The organism is Bradyrhizobium barranii subsp. apii (assembly GCF_011516635.5).
GTDB lineage: Bacteria > Pseudomonadota > Alphaproteobacteria > Rhizobiales > Xanthobacteraceae > Bradyrhizobium > Bradyrhizobium barranii.
In genome coordinates, this window is sequence record NZ_CP096255.1 from 3142400 (window position 1) to 3155964 (window position 13565).

Sequence of the window (13565 nt, forward strand, 5' to 3'; positions counted from 1 at the left end):
CTTTCGAGCTAGAACACGACGACTGAACGGATGGATTTGCCCTCATGCATGAGGTCAAAACCCTTGTTGATCTCCTCGAGCTTGAGCACGTGGGTGATCATCGGATCGATCTGGATCTTTCCGTTCATGTACCAGTCGACGATTTTGGGCACGTCGGTGCGGCCGCGCGCGCCGCCGAAGGCCGTGCCGCGCCAGTTGCGCCCGGTGACGAGCTGGAACGGGCGGGTGGCGATCTCCTTGCCGGATTCGGCAACGCCGATGATGATCGAGGTGCCCCAGCCGCGATGGCAGGCTTCCAGCGCCTGGCGCATCACGGTGGTGTTGCCGGTGCAATCGAAGGTGTAGTCGGCGCCACCGTCGGTCAGGTTGACCAGATGCGCGACGATGTCGCCGGTGATCTTCTTGGGGTTGACGAACTCGGTCATGCCGAACCGGCGGCCCCAATCCTCCTTGGAGTCGTTGATGTCTACGCCGATGATCTTGTCGGCGCCGGCCATCTTGGCGCCCTGGATCACGTTGAGGCCGATGCCGCCGAGGCCGAACACGACCACGTTGGAGCCCGGCGTGACCTTCGCTGTGTTGACGACGGCGCCGACGCCGGTGGTGACGCCGCAGCCGATGTAGCAGCTCTTGTCGAACGGCGCGTCCTCGCGGATCTTGGCGACGGCGATCTCCGGCAGCACGGTGAAGTTCGAGAAGGTCGAGCAGCCCATGTAGTGGTAGACCGGCTTGCCCTTGTAGGAGAAGCGGCTGGTGCCGTCGGGCATCACGCCCTTGCCCTGCGTCGCGCGGATCGCGGTGCAGAGATTGGTCTTCTGGCTCAGGCAGCTTTTGCACTGCCGGCATTCCGGCGTGTAGAGCGGAATGACATGGTCGCCCGGTTTCACCGAGGTCACGCCCGGTCCGATCTCGCGGATGATACCGGCGCCCTCATGACCCAGGATCGACGGGAAGATTCCTTCGCTGTCGAAGCCGTCGAGCGTGTAGGCGTCGGTATGGCAGATGCCCGTCGCCTTGATCTCGACCAGGACTTCGCCGGCCTTCGGTCCTTCCAGATCGACTTCGACGATCTCGAGTGGTTTCTTGGCTTCGAAAGCAACGGCGGCACGTGTCTTCATCGTAAACTCCTCAAATTCTCGCAGGACGCCACGAGGTGGTATCGGTCCTGGTAACCTTCATTTCTTGCCCATGCAGGCGTCTTCCGCCTTGGTGTAGGTCTCGTTCTTCTCATCCTTCTTGGAGGGACGTTGACGGCCCCACGCCTCGTCGGAGCGGGCGCGCAGATAGACGTAGAGATCGTCCATGTAGCAGGCGACGTTCGGGTTGTCGCCGAAGGCAGGCATGACGTTCTCCTGCGCGGTCGAGATATTCTTGCGACCGGAGGCGACGACGCCGAGGAAGTCGCCATAGCTCATGGTCTTGACCGAATCCTTCAACGCCGGTGCGTAGGTGGATCCCATGCCGTCGGGGCCATGGCAGACGTGGCAGTCGGAGTGATAGCGGCGATATCCGGAATAGGTGAACCAGTCCACGGTGCCGTCGGCCGAAATCTTGTAGGTCGGATTTCCTTCCTTATCGAGCCACTTTCCGTCGTCTTCCTTCTTGACAGCGGTCGGGTCGCCCGGACCTTCCGCAACGGCAATTCCTCCCGAGGTCACGAAGATGGTCGCAGCGATGACAAAGCAGATTTTACGCAAGAGATGATCCTCGAAGGCGTTCGGTGGAGACGAGCCGGCGCGTGGAGTAGATCCACGCGCCGGAGCGACACGAAGGGTGGGCTAGTTCGCCGCGGGCAGCGAGAACACGGTCAGCGTACCGCCGAGTGCCGTGTAGTTGCTGAGGGCCGCGTAGCCACCGACTGCGCCGAGACCGGCGGTCGGATCGGTCAAACCTGCCGCCAGACCGATGCCGGCCCAGCCGCCCACGCCGGAGAGCACTGCGACGTACTGCTTGCCGCCGTTCTCATAGGTCGTGACGTTGCCGATGATGCCGGAGGGAGTCTTGAACTTGTAGAGCTCCTTGCCGGACTTGGCATCGACCGCCTTCAGGTAGCCTTCGAGCGTGCCGTAGAACACCACGCCGCCGGCGGTTGCGAGCGCACCCGACCAGACCGAGAACTGCTCCTTGTTCGACCAGACGATCTTGCCGGTCTTGCCGTCCCAGGCGATGAAGTTACCCATGTGGGTTTCGCCCTGCGGCGGATACATCGAGAGCGTCGCGCCCACATAGGGCTGGCCCGCGGTGTAGCTCACCTTGAACGGTTCGTAGTCCATGCAGACGTGGTTGGTCGGAACGTAGAACAGCTGCGTGTCCGGCGAGTAGGCTGCCGGCTGCTCGTCCTTGGTACCGAGCGCGGCCGGGCAGATGCCCTTGGTGTTGTGATCCTCGCCGCCCTTTTCAGTCGAGGCCGCGTCGAGAACCTTCGGGCGGCCATAGGTCGGCGAGTTCTTGTCCATGTCGACGCCGGAGGTCCAGTTCACCTTCGGGTCGTATTTCTCGGCGACCAGCAGTTCGCCGGTGACACGATCCATCGTGTAGGCGAGGCCGTTGCGGTCGAAATGGGTCAGCAGCTTGCGCGGTTGGCCGTTGATCGACTGATCCGAGAGGATCATTTCGTTGACGCCGTCATAATCCCACTCATCGTGCGGCGTCATCTGGTAGACCCACTTGGCCACGCCGGTGTCGGCATTGCGGGCCCAGATCGTCATCGACCATTTGTTGTCGCCTGGACGTTGCTTCGGGTTCCAGGTCGAGGGATTGCCTGATCCGTAATAGATCAGGTTCAGCTCAGGATCATAGGAGATCCAGCCCCAGGTGGCGCCGCCGCCAATCTTCCACTGATCGCCCTGCCAGGTCTTGAGGCTGGAGTCCTTGCCGACCGGCTTGCCGAGAGCGGTGGTCTTCTCGGCATCGACCAAGATTTGATCATCAGGCCCTCCCGAGTAACCGCGCCAAGCCAACTTGCCCGTTTTGAGATCGTAAGCCGTCATGTGAGCCTGGACGCCAAACTCGCCACCGGAAATGCCAACCAGGACCTTGTCCTTGACGACGAGCGCCGCAGAGGTTCCGGTCTCGCCCTTAGTGGGATCGCCGTTCTTCACAGACCAGGCGACCTGGCCGGTCTTGGCGTCGAGCGCAACCAGTGTGGTGTCAGCCTGATGCAGGATGATCTTGCCGTCGCCGTAAGACAGGCCGCGGTTGACCGTGTCGCAGCACATCACCGGGATGACGTTCGGATCCTGCTTCGGCTCGTACTTCCAGATGATCTTGTTCTCGTTGGAAAGGTCAAGAGCATAGACCTTGTTCGGGAACGGTGTATGGACGTACATCACGTTGCCGATGATCAGCGGGCCGCCTTCGTGGCCGCGCAGCACGCCGGTGGAGAAGGTCCAGGCGACCTGGAGCTTGCCTACGTTTTGTGCGTTGATCTGGTTCAGCTTGGAATAGCGGGTATTGGCGTAGTCGCCCGCCGGCATCACCCAATCTTTGGGATTCTGCGACATCTTGATCAGCTCGTCATTGGCTGACGCGCTGCCGACGGCGAGCATCGCCGCGGAGCCAAGATAGGTCGCCATTAGCACCTTGCGCATAGTCATTCCTCCGTTGGTCTCGTTTATTGTTTCCGAAGCATTGCTTAATCACCGGGCTTCTCGTCCGGCGTCTGCTCGTGCAGGGCGGTCACGTTTGGGACCAGAAACGATGCTGTGCTGTTTCCTCCTCCGGATGAGAGCTACGGGTCCACGTGCAGGAGAGGCCCGTTTTTGTTGTTCCTGCCGCAATCCCTAACGACTTCGTCATCGGGAAACTTGCCCAAGAGGGAAGCCGGTTTGCTTGACAGCGCACGGACGCAAAGTTTTTGATTTTGCAGTAGCGAATTCAGCGGCTTCCGCGCGCCTTCGCGACCGCCTTCGACGCTCAGGTTCCCCTTGACGGCGCTGCAACTAAGGCGGAGGATTAACCGTCAAGGGTGGCAATGGAACGATCGCGCTCGTTGCAAGAGACCGCTCAAATTCGAGGTAAACGTCACGCAATCATGGCTGAGGGCTCCGGCAGCGCTGGTTGCGATTCGCGTCGAATCTGCAGATGAAACCAGCGGCTGGATTAATGTCCGACACCATTCACACGCTCTCGACGACCGGCCTGACGCCGAAGCGGCAGATCCAGAGCTGGATCGACGGGCTGACAAGCCTGTGTGGGCATTTCGACGTCGATCCGCTCGAGGCGTCCTCGCTCGAGGGCCGCATCGACTACACGAGCGTCTCGCGCCTGAAGCTCTGCCAGATCGAGGTCAGCCAGCATCGCATCGCGCACACGCTGGCGCGCGCCAAAGCCAATGAACACCCGTACATCAAGATCCACTTCCAGACCTACGGCGTGTCCTATTTCGAGCAGGAAGGCCGCCACATCGAGCTGAACCCGGGCGACATCATCGCCTATGACGTCTCGTGTCCGCATTCCATCATCAGCCCTGCCTTCACCCGCCACGACGTGGTGATCGTGCCGAAGGCCTTGCTGCGTGACCGTGGATTCCCGTCGCAGCGGATGCCGGCCTGCAAATTGTCGGCGAAGACCGGGACGGGGAGGATCGCCCATGATTTCGTCCACGCCACCTTCGACGAGGCGGCCAAGCTGTCGGCGAACAGCGCGGTCGGTGTCGCCGATTCGCTGATCGACCTCTTGCTGCTGCCGTTGCGCGAAGCGGACACGATGTTCGATCGCGTCGGGCCCGAGGCGATGTATGTGCGCGCGCAATTCTTCATCCGCGAGCACCTGCGCGATCCGGATCTGTGCATCGACCAGATCTCCGCCGAGCTCGGCTGCTCCAAGCGCTATCTGCACATGCTGTTCTCCGAGCGCGGCACCACGGTGAGCGACTACATCTGGCAGGCGCGCTTGCAGAATTGCCGCCAGGAGCTCGAGGCGCACGGCGGCAAGACCATCACCGACGTCGCCTTCTCCTGGGGCTTCTCCAGCTCATCGCATTTCAGCCGCGTGTTCCGGAAATATTTTGGCGTGGTGCCGTCCTCGATCCACAAGGCCCAGCAAGGCGCCGCGGCCTCGGGTGAGCATTAGGCGAGCGCCGCAGCCGCCGCAGGCCGCGCGGCGATATCTCTCAGGCCGATATGGCGACGTAGGGAATGCTGGTCACGAGAGCGACCAGCAGCACCGCGTTGCCAAGCATGCCGCTCCAATGCAGCCGGCGCAGCCGGTGCGGGGCTTCAGCATCGCCTGCGTCCCTCGCGCGGAGCTGGTCGTCGATCCGTTGCATGAACCAGCGGCGTCCCCAGATCGCCAGGGCCGCGAGCAGGCCGACGCCCATCGCGGCGACCAGGCGACCGTCGAGCAGGAAAGCCAGCGCTCCGATCACGCCGGCGACGCGCATCACCAGAAAATGGGCGTTGAACATCCCACGCAATAGCTGGGCGACGGGCTGGATATCGAGCTTCACCAGCAGGAAGGCGGGAGAGGCCAGCGTGAAGTAGCCCATCGGAAAGAGCAGGATGATCATGACGGCAACGGCGACGCCATCCGGTGTCATGCGATCGGCCTTTCTTGTCCGCCGGTGAGGGGGGCGGCACCGGCGCACAATCATAGCGGGAAAATGCGCTTCCGACACTAGGCTTTGGTCGGATGCCCGGCTCCGATGGGACAGCCCCGTGCGCCGCGCAAGGTTCAGGCCGGCTCGAGGCCGAGCGACCGCGCGCTCTCGATCCAGATCGGCAACTCGTGCTGATACAGGGCATTGGTCTCCTTGAAGCCGATGGCCGGCCCGAGCACGAAGGTCGCGAGAACCTCCTTCACCTTCGGATCGCTGTTGGCGGCGACGCAGAGCGCCGCCAGGCGGTCGACCACCGGCTGCGGCGTCGCCTTCGGCACGGCCCAGCCGGAGAAGCCGCTCACGGTGAAGAATTTCGACGTTGCGCCCTGCTCCGGGAGGGTCTTGATGGCGGGGATCGCGTCGACCTTCTTCGAATGCACGGCGAACACGGTGCCACGGTCGCTTTGCAGGACGGACTGCGCCGCCGTGTAGCTGCCCATTGCGGCATCGAGCGTGCCTTCCAGCATGCCCGTCCACATCGGCGCTTCGCCGCGGTAATGGACCGGCTCGATGTTGAGGCCGTACTGCTTGTTGAGCTCGTTGATCGTCATGTGCGGGGCCGAGCCCGCGCTATAGGTGCCGAAGTTGACCTTGCCGCTCTTGCGCGCGAAGGCGACGAAATCCTCCAGCGTCTTGACCCCGGTCTTGGGGTTCGCGACCAGCAACAGGCCGGCGCCCGGAATGACGCTGACCAGCGTCAGATCCTTGTCCATGTCGTAGCCGGGATTCTTCATCACGACCCGGTTCATGATGTAGGTGGTCGAGATCGAGCACAGGATGGTGTGGCCGTCGGGCTCGGCGCGGGCGACTTCTGCCGTGCCGATCGCGCCGGAGGCGCCGGGCTTGTTCTCGACCACGACGGTCTTGCCGACCTGCTTGGAGATGAATTCGCCATAGGCGCGCGCGAGCAAATCGGTCTGTCCGCCGGCGGGATAGCTGCAAATCATGCGGATCTGCCGCGACGGCCAATTGCCTTGCGATGCGCCTTGCGCCGAGGCGCCGCGCGCGACGAAGGGCATCGCGAGTGCACTGGTACCGGCGGCGATGAAGTGGCGGCGATCGAATTTTGCGGGCATGATTCCCTCCTGATTTTTGCCGACCCTACTGCATCAGGCTGGCGTGGTAGGCGAGACAGATTGGCGCATTCGACAAGGCCGCGCGGTGCCCATTTTGTGCGTCATCCGGGCGATCGGGTCTTCCAGACGATCTCGGTCAGGGCCACCGCAATCAGGCCGAACGTACCGCCGATCAGCACGTTGACGATGCGCTCCTCGGCGATGCCGCCGGCAAAGGATGCGGCGAGCGCAATGAAGAAGCAGCGCAGGCCGAAGCCGACGATGTAGCGGGAGAACGAGATCAGGGTGAGGGTGGCCGCGAGAATCGCGATGGCGTAGCCGACGCGGCTTTGCGGCAGGGCAAGGCCCGCGAGAAAGCCGAGCGGCGCGCCGACGAAGGCGCCGATCGCCCGCTGCTTCAGCTTGCCGGTGGACGCTGTGAGGTCGCCGACCACGACGCTTGCGGCCGACCACATCACCCATTGCCCCTGCGCGAGGTTGAAGATCTCGACCAGGGCGGCTGCGGCAAAGACCGCCATGGCGGTTGCCGCTGCGGGCAGAAACCAGTCGGCCGCGGGCGGTCCGAACGAGGTCGCGGCATTGCCGCGCAGCCGCTGGTCGTAAATCTGGATAGCGCAGACGAGCGCCAGCGCGATCGGAGAGGAGGCGATGATCACGCCGGCATGACGTATCGCTTCCTCGGCGCTCACACCCTCCCGCACCTCGCAGGCGAGATAGACGGCGGGGATGAACACCCAATTGCCGAGCGTGCGAAAATGTTCGCCGTAGCGCGTCCCCGCTACCGCAAGGAAGCCGGCGAGCGCCGTCAGCACCACGAATAGCGGCTTGACCGGAGCTGCAAGGAAAAGCGCGGCAAAGGTGACGAGGATGGCGAGATAGTGCCACGCGACGACTTTTGGCGGAAAGTGCTGCCTCAGCGCCGGAATGAGCAGCGAGACCGCGACCAGCCCCAGGTTCAGCAGCGCCGTCTCGCGCGAGATGAAATAGGCGGCGACCATCGGGCCGACGACGATCAGCGCGCGCAGGAGCTCGCTGGTCTTGACTTCGCGGGAGAGGAGATCGCGCAGGTTGGTGGCGGAGCGTGTCGTGGGGGATTCACGGGGCACCAAAGGGGCGAACGAAACACTATGCATACCACGGAAATGTGGTCGGCACTTTGGCGTGTGGAGCGACGGTCGCACCACACCCTCGCTGTCATCGCCCGGCTGGACCGGGCGATCCAGTATTCCAGAGGCGCTTGCGATTGAATCGAGAGGCCGCGGCGTACTGGATGCCCCGCCTTCGCGGGGCATGACACCGGTGATGTGACGGCACGTGTGGCTACCTCACCGTTGAATGATCTTCGTCCAGACATCGCCGAGGATCGCAGGCTCGCGCGGTGGCAGATAGGTGAGGCCGGCCTGCTTGCCGAATTCGGCGATCTTGCCCTCGGCGGCAAGGCTGGTCAGCGCCTTGTTGACCGCGTCGATCAGTGCGCCATCGCTGGCGAGCCCGACATAGCCGCGATTGGCGCCGATCGGATAATAATAGCCCGACGCGGTGATCGTCGTCTCGGGATGCGCGGCGCGGTGGGCGTCGAAACGGCCGAGGTCGATCAGCGTCGCGTCATGGTCGCCGCGCTGGAGCGCGCCGAGGAGATCGTCGCGGCCGGGGACGAGATGGGTGATGCTGTCGATCAGGCGGCCCTTGTCGAAGGTCATCAGGATGGCATCGCCCAGCGAGCCGCTCTCGATCGCAAGGCGAAGGCCGCCGAGATCGCCGATATCGCCGATCTTGCGGCCCTGCGCTTTCGGCCCGAGTACCACCGTCATCGGCGAATAGACGTAAGGCTGGCTGGGCACAAGCACGCCGAGCGCGACGCGGCGGCGCCGGTCGTCGCGCGTGGCCCCGGCGAAGTCCGGCAAGCGTGCCGTCTTCATGCCGGGCTTGACGAGGGAATCCGTCGTCAGCGCATAGCCGCCAACCAGCGAGCAGCGCCCGTCGGAGAGCAAAGCGTTGGCCTCGAGCTGCGGGCTCGAATCCTCGTCCAGCTTGCTCTCGAACCACTGGATTTTCAGCGGCCGGCCGATCCGGTCCGCGATCGCCTGCGCCAGCAGCACGTCGAAGCCTGAATCCGGTTTGCCCTTGTGATGTACCGAGAGTGGAGGCCGGTCCTCGTCGAGACAGACCTTCGGCGGCTCCTCGGCCGCGCGCGCGGCGGTGGTCGCCACCGCGAGGATCGCGGCAACGCTCCATGCGGCGAGCCAGGGTCTCATGGCTTTCTCCTGCTCGAGACGAAGGCCCAGAGATTGCCGATCTCGTCGTCGCTCAAAATGTCGGCCCAGGGCGGCATCTTGTTGTTCTTGCCGTTCTTCACCGTCGTGACGAAGCGCGTCTTGTCGTCGGGAAAGGCGCGCAGGTCCGGCGTGATGGTGCCGGAATTCATCATGTTGGGGCCGTGGCAGTGCGAGCATTTCGAAGTATAGGTCGACTTGCCATAGTCGATCTGTGCCTGCACGGGATTGCCGGTTGCATCGTCCGCGGCACGAACGGTCGCCGCAAGCGCGACCGTCAGCACCGCGACGGTGGCGATCGTCGCCACCGTCTTGTGAGATATGTCCTTCAGCATCGGGCCGTGGTTATTGCTTGACCGCAAAAACCCACAGCGAGCCGCCGGGCGGCACCTTGGCAAGCCGCTCGTCGCCGGAGAACAGCGAGTAGACGCCGCCATAGCCGGAGGTGACGGCAACGTACTGCACGCCATCCTGCTGCCAGGTCACCGGTTGTCCCTCGATGCCGGAACCGGTCTGGAACTGCCAGAGCTTCTTGCCGGTGTCGGCGTCGAAGGCCTCGAACTCGCCGGTCAGTGCGCCCGAGAACACGACACCGCCTGCGGTCGACAGCACGCCCGAGAAGCGCGGGATGTCGCTTGGTGCTTCCCACTTGGCCTTGCCGGTCATGGGATCGATCGCCTTCAGATGGCCGCGCGGGCCGTCGCCCCACTCCCAGAGGTCGGTGAGGTCCATGCCGAGATACCATTCGCCCTGCTTGAAGGTGACGGGCTCGGTCTTGTACCTGCCGCCGAAGGCGAGCGTGTTGGCATAGGCGAGGCCGGTCTGCGGATTGAACGACATCGGCTCCCAGTTCTTGCCGCCGAGGATCGACGGATAGACGGTGACCTTCTTACCGTCGCGCGCGTCCTTCGAGACGTCGGTCTCGATCGGCTTGCCGGTCTTCATGTCGATGCCGGTCGCCCAGTTCACCTTCACGTAAGGATTGGCCGCGAGCAGCTTTCCGTTGGTGCGGTCGAGCACATAGAAGAAGCCGTTGCGGTTGGCGTCCATCAGCACCTTGGTCGGCTTACCCTCGATATTCATGTCGGCGAGGACCATCTCGGCCACCGAGTCATAGTCGAACGGATTGTTCGGCGAGAACTGGTAGTGCCACTTGATCTTGCCGGTCTTGGGATCCATCGCCAGCACGGAGCAGGTGTAGAGGTTGTCGCCGGGACGCACCGCCGAGTTGAACGGTCCGGGATTGCCGATGCCCCAATAGACCGTGTTGAGCTCGGGATCGTAGGAGCCGGTGATCCAGGTCGAGCCGCCGCCGAGCTTCCAGGTGTCGCCCTTCCAGGTGTCGCCACCGGGCTCGTCGGGCGAGGGGATCGAATGGGTACGCCAGAGATGCTTGCCCGTCGCCGGATCCCAGCCGTCGATGAAGCCGCGGGTGCCGAATTCGGCGCCGGAGATGCCGGTGATGACGACACCGTCGGCGACCAGCGGCGCCACCGTCATCGAATAGCCTTCCTTGATGTCGGCGGCCTTCTGCCGCCACAGCTCCTTGCCGTCCTTGGCATCGAGCGCGATCACGTTGGCGTCGAGCGTGGTGCGGAAGACCTTGCCGTCATAGAGCGCGGCGCCGCGATTGATGATGCCGCAGCAGACGATGCGCGGCGTCTCGGCGGGATACTCGACCTTGGATTTCCAGATCTGCTTGCCGGTCTTGGCGTCGACCGCCATGGTGGCGTTGTGCGAGGTCACGTAGATCACGCCCTGGTACACCAGCGGCTGCGATTCCTCGCTGCGATCGTCGTTGAAACTGTAGTTCCAGACCGGGACAAGATTCTTGACGGTGTCCTTGTTGACCTGGTTTAGCGTCGAGAAGCGCTGGAGATTGTAGCCCATCCCGTAGTTAAGAACGTTCGATGTATCGGTCGCGCCCTTGACCAGTTGCTCGGTGGTCTGTGCGCTCGCACAAGTCGATGCAAGCATGACGAGGCTCGCGGCCATCGCAAAGCGTTTCATCCGTTCCTCCCAATATGCGCGCCTTTTGACGCTGCAGGAGCAACACTCCGCCCGAACGCAAAACACGTCAATACGAAAGTCGCAAGTGCGTTGCCGATATGTTGGATGCCAGATGCCGGTCACCTGACAGAAACCTGACAACCGACTTTCACTTGTGCGCAGACGCTGAAAAAATTCCGTGGCATGAAGCGGAGACGGCTTCGGCCGCTCTGCCCGGGCCGTCGGGTTCCGCGAGTTGTGCGGTGCGCAGGTTGCAATTCCGGACTTGAACCGGGGCTCGCTTGTAGACTTATGTCGTTTCGATCCCCTACGAATCAGGGGGCTGGTCAGGAGGGTTTGATGATTTCACGTCGCTCAGTTGCGCTTGCGCTCACGATTGCAGTGCTGTCCGGTCCAGCTTGGGCTGCTTCCGGCAATGCCGTAAAGATGTTCGACACCGACAATGACGGCACGCTCGATCTCGCCGAGGTGAAGAAGGCGGCCGCCGCGCTGTTCGCAAAGCTCGATCCCGATCACGACGGCACGCTGGACGCGCGCGAATTGCGCGGACGGTTAACGGCGAAAGAACTCGCCGCCGCCGATCCCGATCGCGACGGGACTCTCACGCTCGACGAATATCTCGCGGTGGTGGAGCAGCGCTTCAACGCAGCGAATCCCGACAATGACGGAACGCTGGATGCGAAGGAGCTGAACTCGCGCGCCGGCCGCGCGCTGCTGCGCCTGTTGCGGTGAGAGACGCGGCGCTTGACTGGGAGCGAAGGCGATTTGCCCGAGAGGGAAATTCGCGAGCATAATGCGACAGTTCGCTGTGTTTGCGCTTCGATTCCAGGCTTGCGCTGCACCTGACGCAGCCCTAGGTTTTGCCCCGCGCGATGTCGCGCTCAATACCCTTGGGAGACCCGAATGGCTTGGAAAGCTCCGAAGATCGTGGAAGTGCCGGTCGGCATGGAAATCAACATGTACGCCTGCGCTGCGCGCAAGTAAGACTGACGACCTGCCGCGGCTTCGATGGCGAACGCCGTCGAAGCCGTGGTAGTGTTCGCAATGCGCCTTGGAGCCCACACGATCTGGACGGCAATTGCGTTCGGTGTTGCGCTTGCACCGGCGTGTGTCAGTGCCGAAGAGAGCTTCGATACCGAGCACATCTTCGGCTTCATGATCGGCACCGACGTCGGCAATCCCGGCGAGCGCGAATTCCAGACTCAGACCACGGGACGCTTCGGCAAGGGCGGCACCTATCGCGCCCTCCAGCAGGAGGTTGAGATCGAAGTCGTGCCGCTGCCGAACTTCCGTATCGAGGTCGGCGGCACCGCCACGCTGCATGACATCACCGGCGTCCCTGATATCGACGACCGCCGCCAGTTCAATTTCCAGGGCGCCTCGCTCGACCTGCGTTACCGCCTGCTCGACCGCGGGCGCGCGCCATTCGGATTGACTGTCGCCGCCGAACTCCATGGCGATCGCATCGACGAGACCAGCGGCGCGAAGGGACGGATGTACGGCTCCGAATTCACGCTCGCTTTCGACCGCGAGCTGGTCCCGAACTTCGTCATCGGCGCGCTCAACCTGATCTATCAGCCGGAATGGGCGCGCTTCGAGGTGGCAGGTCTGTCCGAGAAGAGTTCGACGATCGGGGCGGCGTTTGGCGGCTTGGTGCGCGTGCGCCCCAATTTTCTGCTCGGTGGGGAGATGCGCTACTTCCGCCAGTATGAGGGCATCGGCCTCGGTGAGCTCTCGGGGCAGGCGCTGTTTGTCGGTCCGACCGCCTATTTCCAGCTATCGGAGAAGTCGCGGCTCACCCTGAGCTGGAGCATGCAGGCCTGGGGCCGCCCGGCCGGATCAGGCGGCAATCTCGACCTCGTCAATTTCGAGCGTCATCAGGCGCGATTGGTGTTCGGGGTAAACTTCTAGGTGTTTGTTCCGCCTCTGCCCGCGCGCTGGGAGAGGGAACATCCCGTTCGTTTGAAACTTCCCGCTCCTCGGAACGTAATCTTTCGTGCTAATCTCCATTGTCCCCTTGCGACAGGATCCCGGCATGAACCCGATTGACCTGGTGGTGACTGTGTGCGCGGTGCTCTCGCCTGCGACCTGCGAGGAGCAGCATCTGGTGTTCAACTTTGCGGGGTCGCCGAGGCAATGTGTGATGGCTGCGCCGCCCTATATCGCGCAATGGGTCGGCGACCATCCGAAGTGGCAGGCGGTGCGGTGGCGCTGCGAATATCCGCACCCGAACGACAAGGCGTAAGCCGCCTTCGTTATTTCGTGCAGTCCTTCAGGTCTTTGTCGGCGATCGAGAACACCGCGTCCGCCTTGATCTCGATGTCGCGGACGATGCACTGCCGCGCATTGGGATAGCTGACCCTGGCGTCATAGCGGCCGGGTTCGACACCGGTGATGCGCAGCCGCTCGTCGTGGTCGACCTCCTTGTCCTTGTCGTTCAGGCACTGGTTCGGTCCCCACTCGGTCTTGCCGGCGCGCGAGAGCTGGAAGCCGGAGATCGTCTCCGTCGTCAAATTCCAGAGCCGGATGCCCTTGCCCTTGCTTTGGGCGGCGGCTTCGCCGGCCAACGTCAACAACGCGATCAAAGCCAGAAACCAACGCATCAGC

Annotated in this window: 15 protein-coding genes; 5 read left to right on the top strand and 10 right to left on the bottom strand. The window is 63.1% G+C overall.

The features are described 5' to 3' along the window. Positions 1–8: 8 nt before the first annotated feature. The 3 genes from HAP41_RS14915 to xoxF5 all read right to left on the bottom strand — a co-directional run bounded on the left by HAP41_RS14915 (position 9) and on the right by xoxF5 (position 3590). Positions 9–1118, bottom strand: a complete 1110-nt coding sequence (locus tag HAP41_RS14915) for an S-(hydroxymethyl)glutathione dehydrogenase/class III alcohol dehydrogenase (RefSeq protein ID WP_014493614.1) — start codon at positions 1116–1118, stop codon at positions 9–11. 57 nt (positions 1119–1175) lie between these two features. After that, positions 1176–1697 (bottom strand): c-type cytochrome, methanol metabolism-related, encoded by a 522-nt coding sequence (locus HAP41_RS14920; RefSeq protein ID WP_175618125.1) that lies wholly within the window; start codon positions 1695–1697, stop codon positions 1176–1178. Positions 1698–1778: 81 nt separating this feature from the next. After that, positions 1779–3590 carry a lanthanide-dependent methanol dehydrogenase XoxF5 gene (gene xoxF5 / locus HAP41_RS14925; protein WP_166100505.1) on the bottom strand — a complete coding sequence of 604 codons (1812 nt, stop codon included), beginning with the start codon at positions 3588–3590 and terminating at the stop codon, positions 1779–1781. Positions 3591–4104: 514 nt separating this feature from the next. Between xoxF5 and HAP41_RS14930 the strand changes: the two genes are divergently transcribed. Then, the gene (locus HAP41_RS14930) at positions 4105–5073 is read left to right on the top strand and encodes a helix-turn-helix domain-containing protein (RefSeq protein WP_014493617.1); all 969 of its coding nucleotides are present in this window, start codon (positions 4105–4107) and stop codon (positions 5071–5073) included. Positions 5074–5113: 40 nt separating this feature from the next. On the opposite strand, the gene HAP41_RS14935 is transcribed toward HAP41_RS14930, so the two are convergent. The 6 genes from HAP41_RS14935 to HAP41_RS14960 all read right to left on the bottom strand — a co-directional run bounded on the left by HAP41_RS14935 (position 5114) and on the right by HAP41_RS14960 (position 10958). Continuing rightward, positions 5114–5539 (bottom strand): hypothetical protein, encoded by a 426-nt coding sequence (locus HAP41_RS14935; RefSeq protein ID WP_028151278.1) that lies wholly within the window; start codon positions 5537–5539, stop codon positions 5114–5116. Positions 5540–5673: 134 nt separating this feature from the next. Further along, positions 5674–6675, bottom strand: a complete 1002-nt coding sequence (locus tag HAP41_RS14940; protein WP_166100499.1) for a Bug family tripartite tricarboxylate transporter substrate binding protein — start codon at positions 6673–6675, stop codon at positions 5674–5676. Positions 6676–6776: 101 nt separating this feature from the next. Next, positions 6777–7781, bottom strand: coding sequence for an FUSC family protein (locus HAP41_RS14945; protein ID WP_224580837.1), 1005 nt, complete (start codon positions 7779–7781; stop codon positions 6777–6779). A gap of 219 nt (positions 7782–8000) precedes the next feature. Beyond that, entirely contained in the window at positions 8001–8930 is a 930-nt protein-coding gene (locus tag HAP41_RS14950) for a type 2 periplasmic-binding domain-containing protein (RefSeq protein ID WP_166100496.1), read from the bottom strand. Beyond that, positions 8927–9283: a c-type cytochrome gene (locus HAP41_RS14955; RefSeq protein ID WP_063981983.1), complete on the bottom strand. Its 357-nt coding sequence runs from the start codon at positions 9281–9283 to the stop codon at positions 8927–8929. Before HAP41_RS14955 ends, HAP41_RS14950 begins: the two co-directional genes overlap by 4 nt. A 10-nt stretch (positions 9284–9293) precedes the next feature. Continuing rightward, positions 9294–10958, bottom strand: a complete 1665-nt coding sequence (locus tag HAP41_RS14960; RefSeq protein ID WP_071911673.1) for a methanol/ethanol family PQQ-dependent dehydrogenase — start codon at positions 10956–10958, stop codon at positions 9294–9296. Positions 10959–11297: 339 nt separating this feature from the next. Here HAP41_RS14960 and HAP41_RS14965 point away from each other — a divergent pair, with 339 nt between their 5' ends. From HAP41_RS14965 to HAP41_RS14980, 4 genes are all read left to right on the top strand, one after another. Further along, positions 11298–11690, top strand: coding sequence for a lanmodulin LanM (locus tag HAP41_RS14965; RefSeq protein ID WP_166100493.1), 393 nt, complete (start codon positions 11298–11300; stop codon positions 11688–11690). 171 nt (positions 11691–11861) lie between these two features. Beyond that, on the top strand, positions 11862–11942 hold the full coding sequence (gene pqqA / locus HAP41_RS14970; protein ID WP_012029362.1) for a pyrroloquinoline quinone precursor peptide PqqA: 81 nt from the start codon (positions 11862–11864) through the stop codon (positions 11940–11942). A gap of 24 nt (positions 11943–11966) precedes the next feature. Further along, positions 11967–12869: a DUF6662 family protein gene (locus HAP41_RS14975; RefSeq protein ID WP_166100489.1), complete on the top strand. Its 903-nt coding sequence runs from the start codon at positions 11967–11969 to the stop codon at positions 12867–12869. Positions 12870–12993: 124 nt separating this feature from the next. Next, the gene (locus tag HAP41_RS14980; protein WP_014493627.1) at positions 12994–13203 is read left to right on the top strand and encodes a hypothetical protein; all 210 of its coding nucleotides are present in this window, start codon (positions 12994–12996) and stop codon (positions 13201–13203) included. A 10-nt stretch (positions 13204–13213) separates the two neighbouring features. Here the strand turns inward: HAP41_RS14980 and HAP41_RS14985 are convergent, their stop codons facing one another. Beyond that, positions 13214–13561 carry a hypothetical protein gene (locus tag HAP41_RS14985; protein ID WP_175618124.1) on the bottom strand — a complete coding sequence of 116 codons (348 nt, stop codon included), beginning with the start codon at positions 13559–13561 and terminating at the stop codon, positions 13214–13216. Between the last annotated feature and the right edge of the window lie 4 nt (positions 13562–13565).

What these genes read in the sequence shown, in the direction of transcription:
- HAP41_RS14915 (WP_014493614.1), bottom strand. Translation starts at nt 1,118, where the DNA reads ATGAAGACACGTGCCGCCGTTGCTTTCGAAGCCAAGAAACCACTCGAG.
- xoxF5 (WP_166100505.1), bottom strand. Translation starts at nt 3,590, where the DNA reads ATGCGCAAGGTGCTAATGGCGACCTATCTTGGCTCCGCGGCGATGCTC.
- HAP41_RS14930 (WP_014493617.1), top strand. Translation starts at nt 4,105, where the DNA reads ATGTCCGACACCATTCACACGCTCTCGACGACCGGCCTGACGCCGAAG.
- HAP41_RS14935 (WP_028151278.1), bottom strand. Translation starts at nt 5,539, where the DNA reads ATGACACCGGATGGCGTCGCCGTTGCCGTCATGATCATCCTGCTCTTT.
- HAP41_RS14940 (WP_166100499.1), bottom strand. Translation starts at nt 6,675, where the DNA reads ATGCCCGCAAAATTCGATCGCCGCCACTTCATCGCCGCCGGTACCAGT.
- HAP41_RS14950 (WP_166100496.1), bottom strand. Translation starts at nt 8,930, where the DNA reads ATGAGACCCTGGCTCGCCGCATGGAGCGTTGCCGCGATCCTCGCGGTG.
- HAP41_RS14955 (WP_063981983.1), bottom strand. Translation starts at nt 9,283, where the DNA reads ATGCTGAAGGACATATCTCACAAGACGGTGGCGACGATCGCCACCGTC.
- HAP41_RS14960 (WP_071911673.1), bottom strand. Translation starts at nt 10,958, where the DNA reads ATGAAACGCTTTGCGATGGCCGCGAGCCTCGTCATGCTTGCATCGACT.
- HAP41_RS14965 (WP_166100493.1), top strand. Translation starts at nt 11,298, where the DNA reads ATGATTTCACGTCGCTCAGTTGCGCTTGCGCTCACGATTGCAGTGCTG.
- pqqA (WP_012029362.1), top strand. Translation starts at nt 11,862, where the DNA reads ATGGCTTGGAAAGCTCCGAAGATCGTGGAAGTGCCGGTCGGCATGGAA.
- HAP41_RS14975 (WP_166100489.1), top strand. Translation starts at nt 11,967, where the DNA reads ATGGCGAACGCCGTCGAAGCCGTGGTAGTGTTCGCAATGCGCCTTGGA.
- HAP41_RS14980 (WP_014493627.1), top strand. Translation starts at nt 12,994, where the DNA reads ATGAACCCGATTGACCTGGTGGTGACTGTGTGCGCGGTGCTCTCGCCT.
- HAP41_RS14985 (WP_175618124.1), bottom strand. Translation starts at nt 13,561, where the DNA reads ATGCGTTGGTTTCTGGCTTTGATCGCGTTGTTGACGTTGGCCGGCGAA.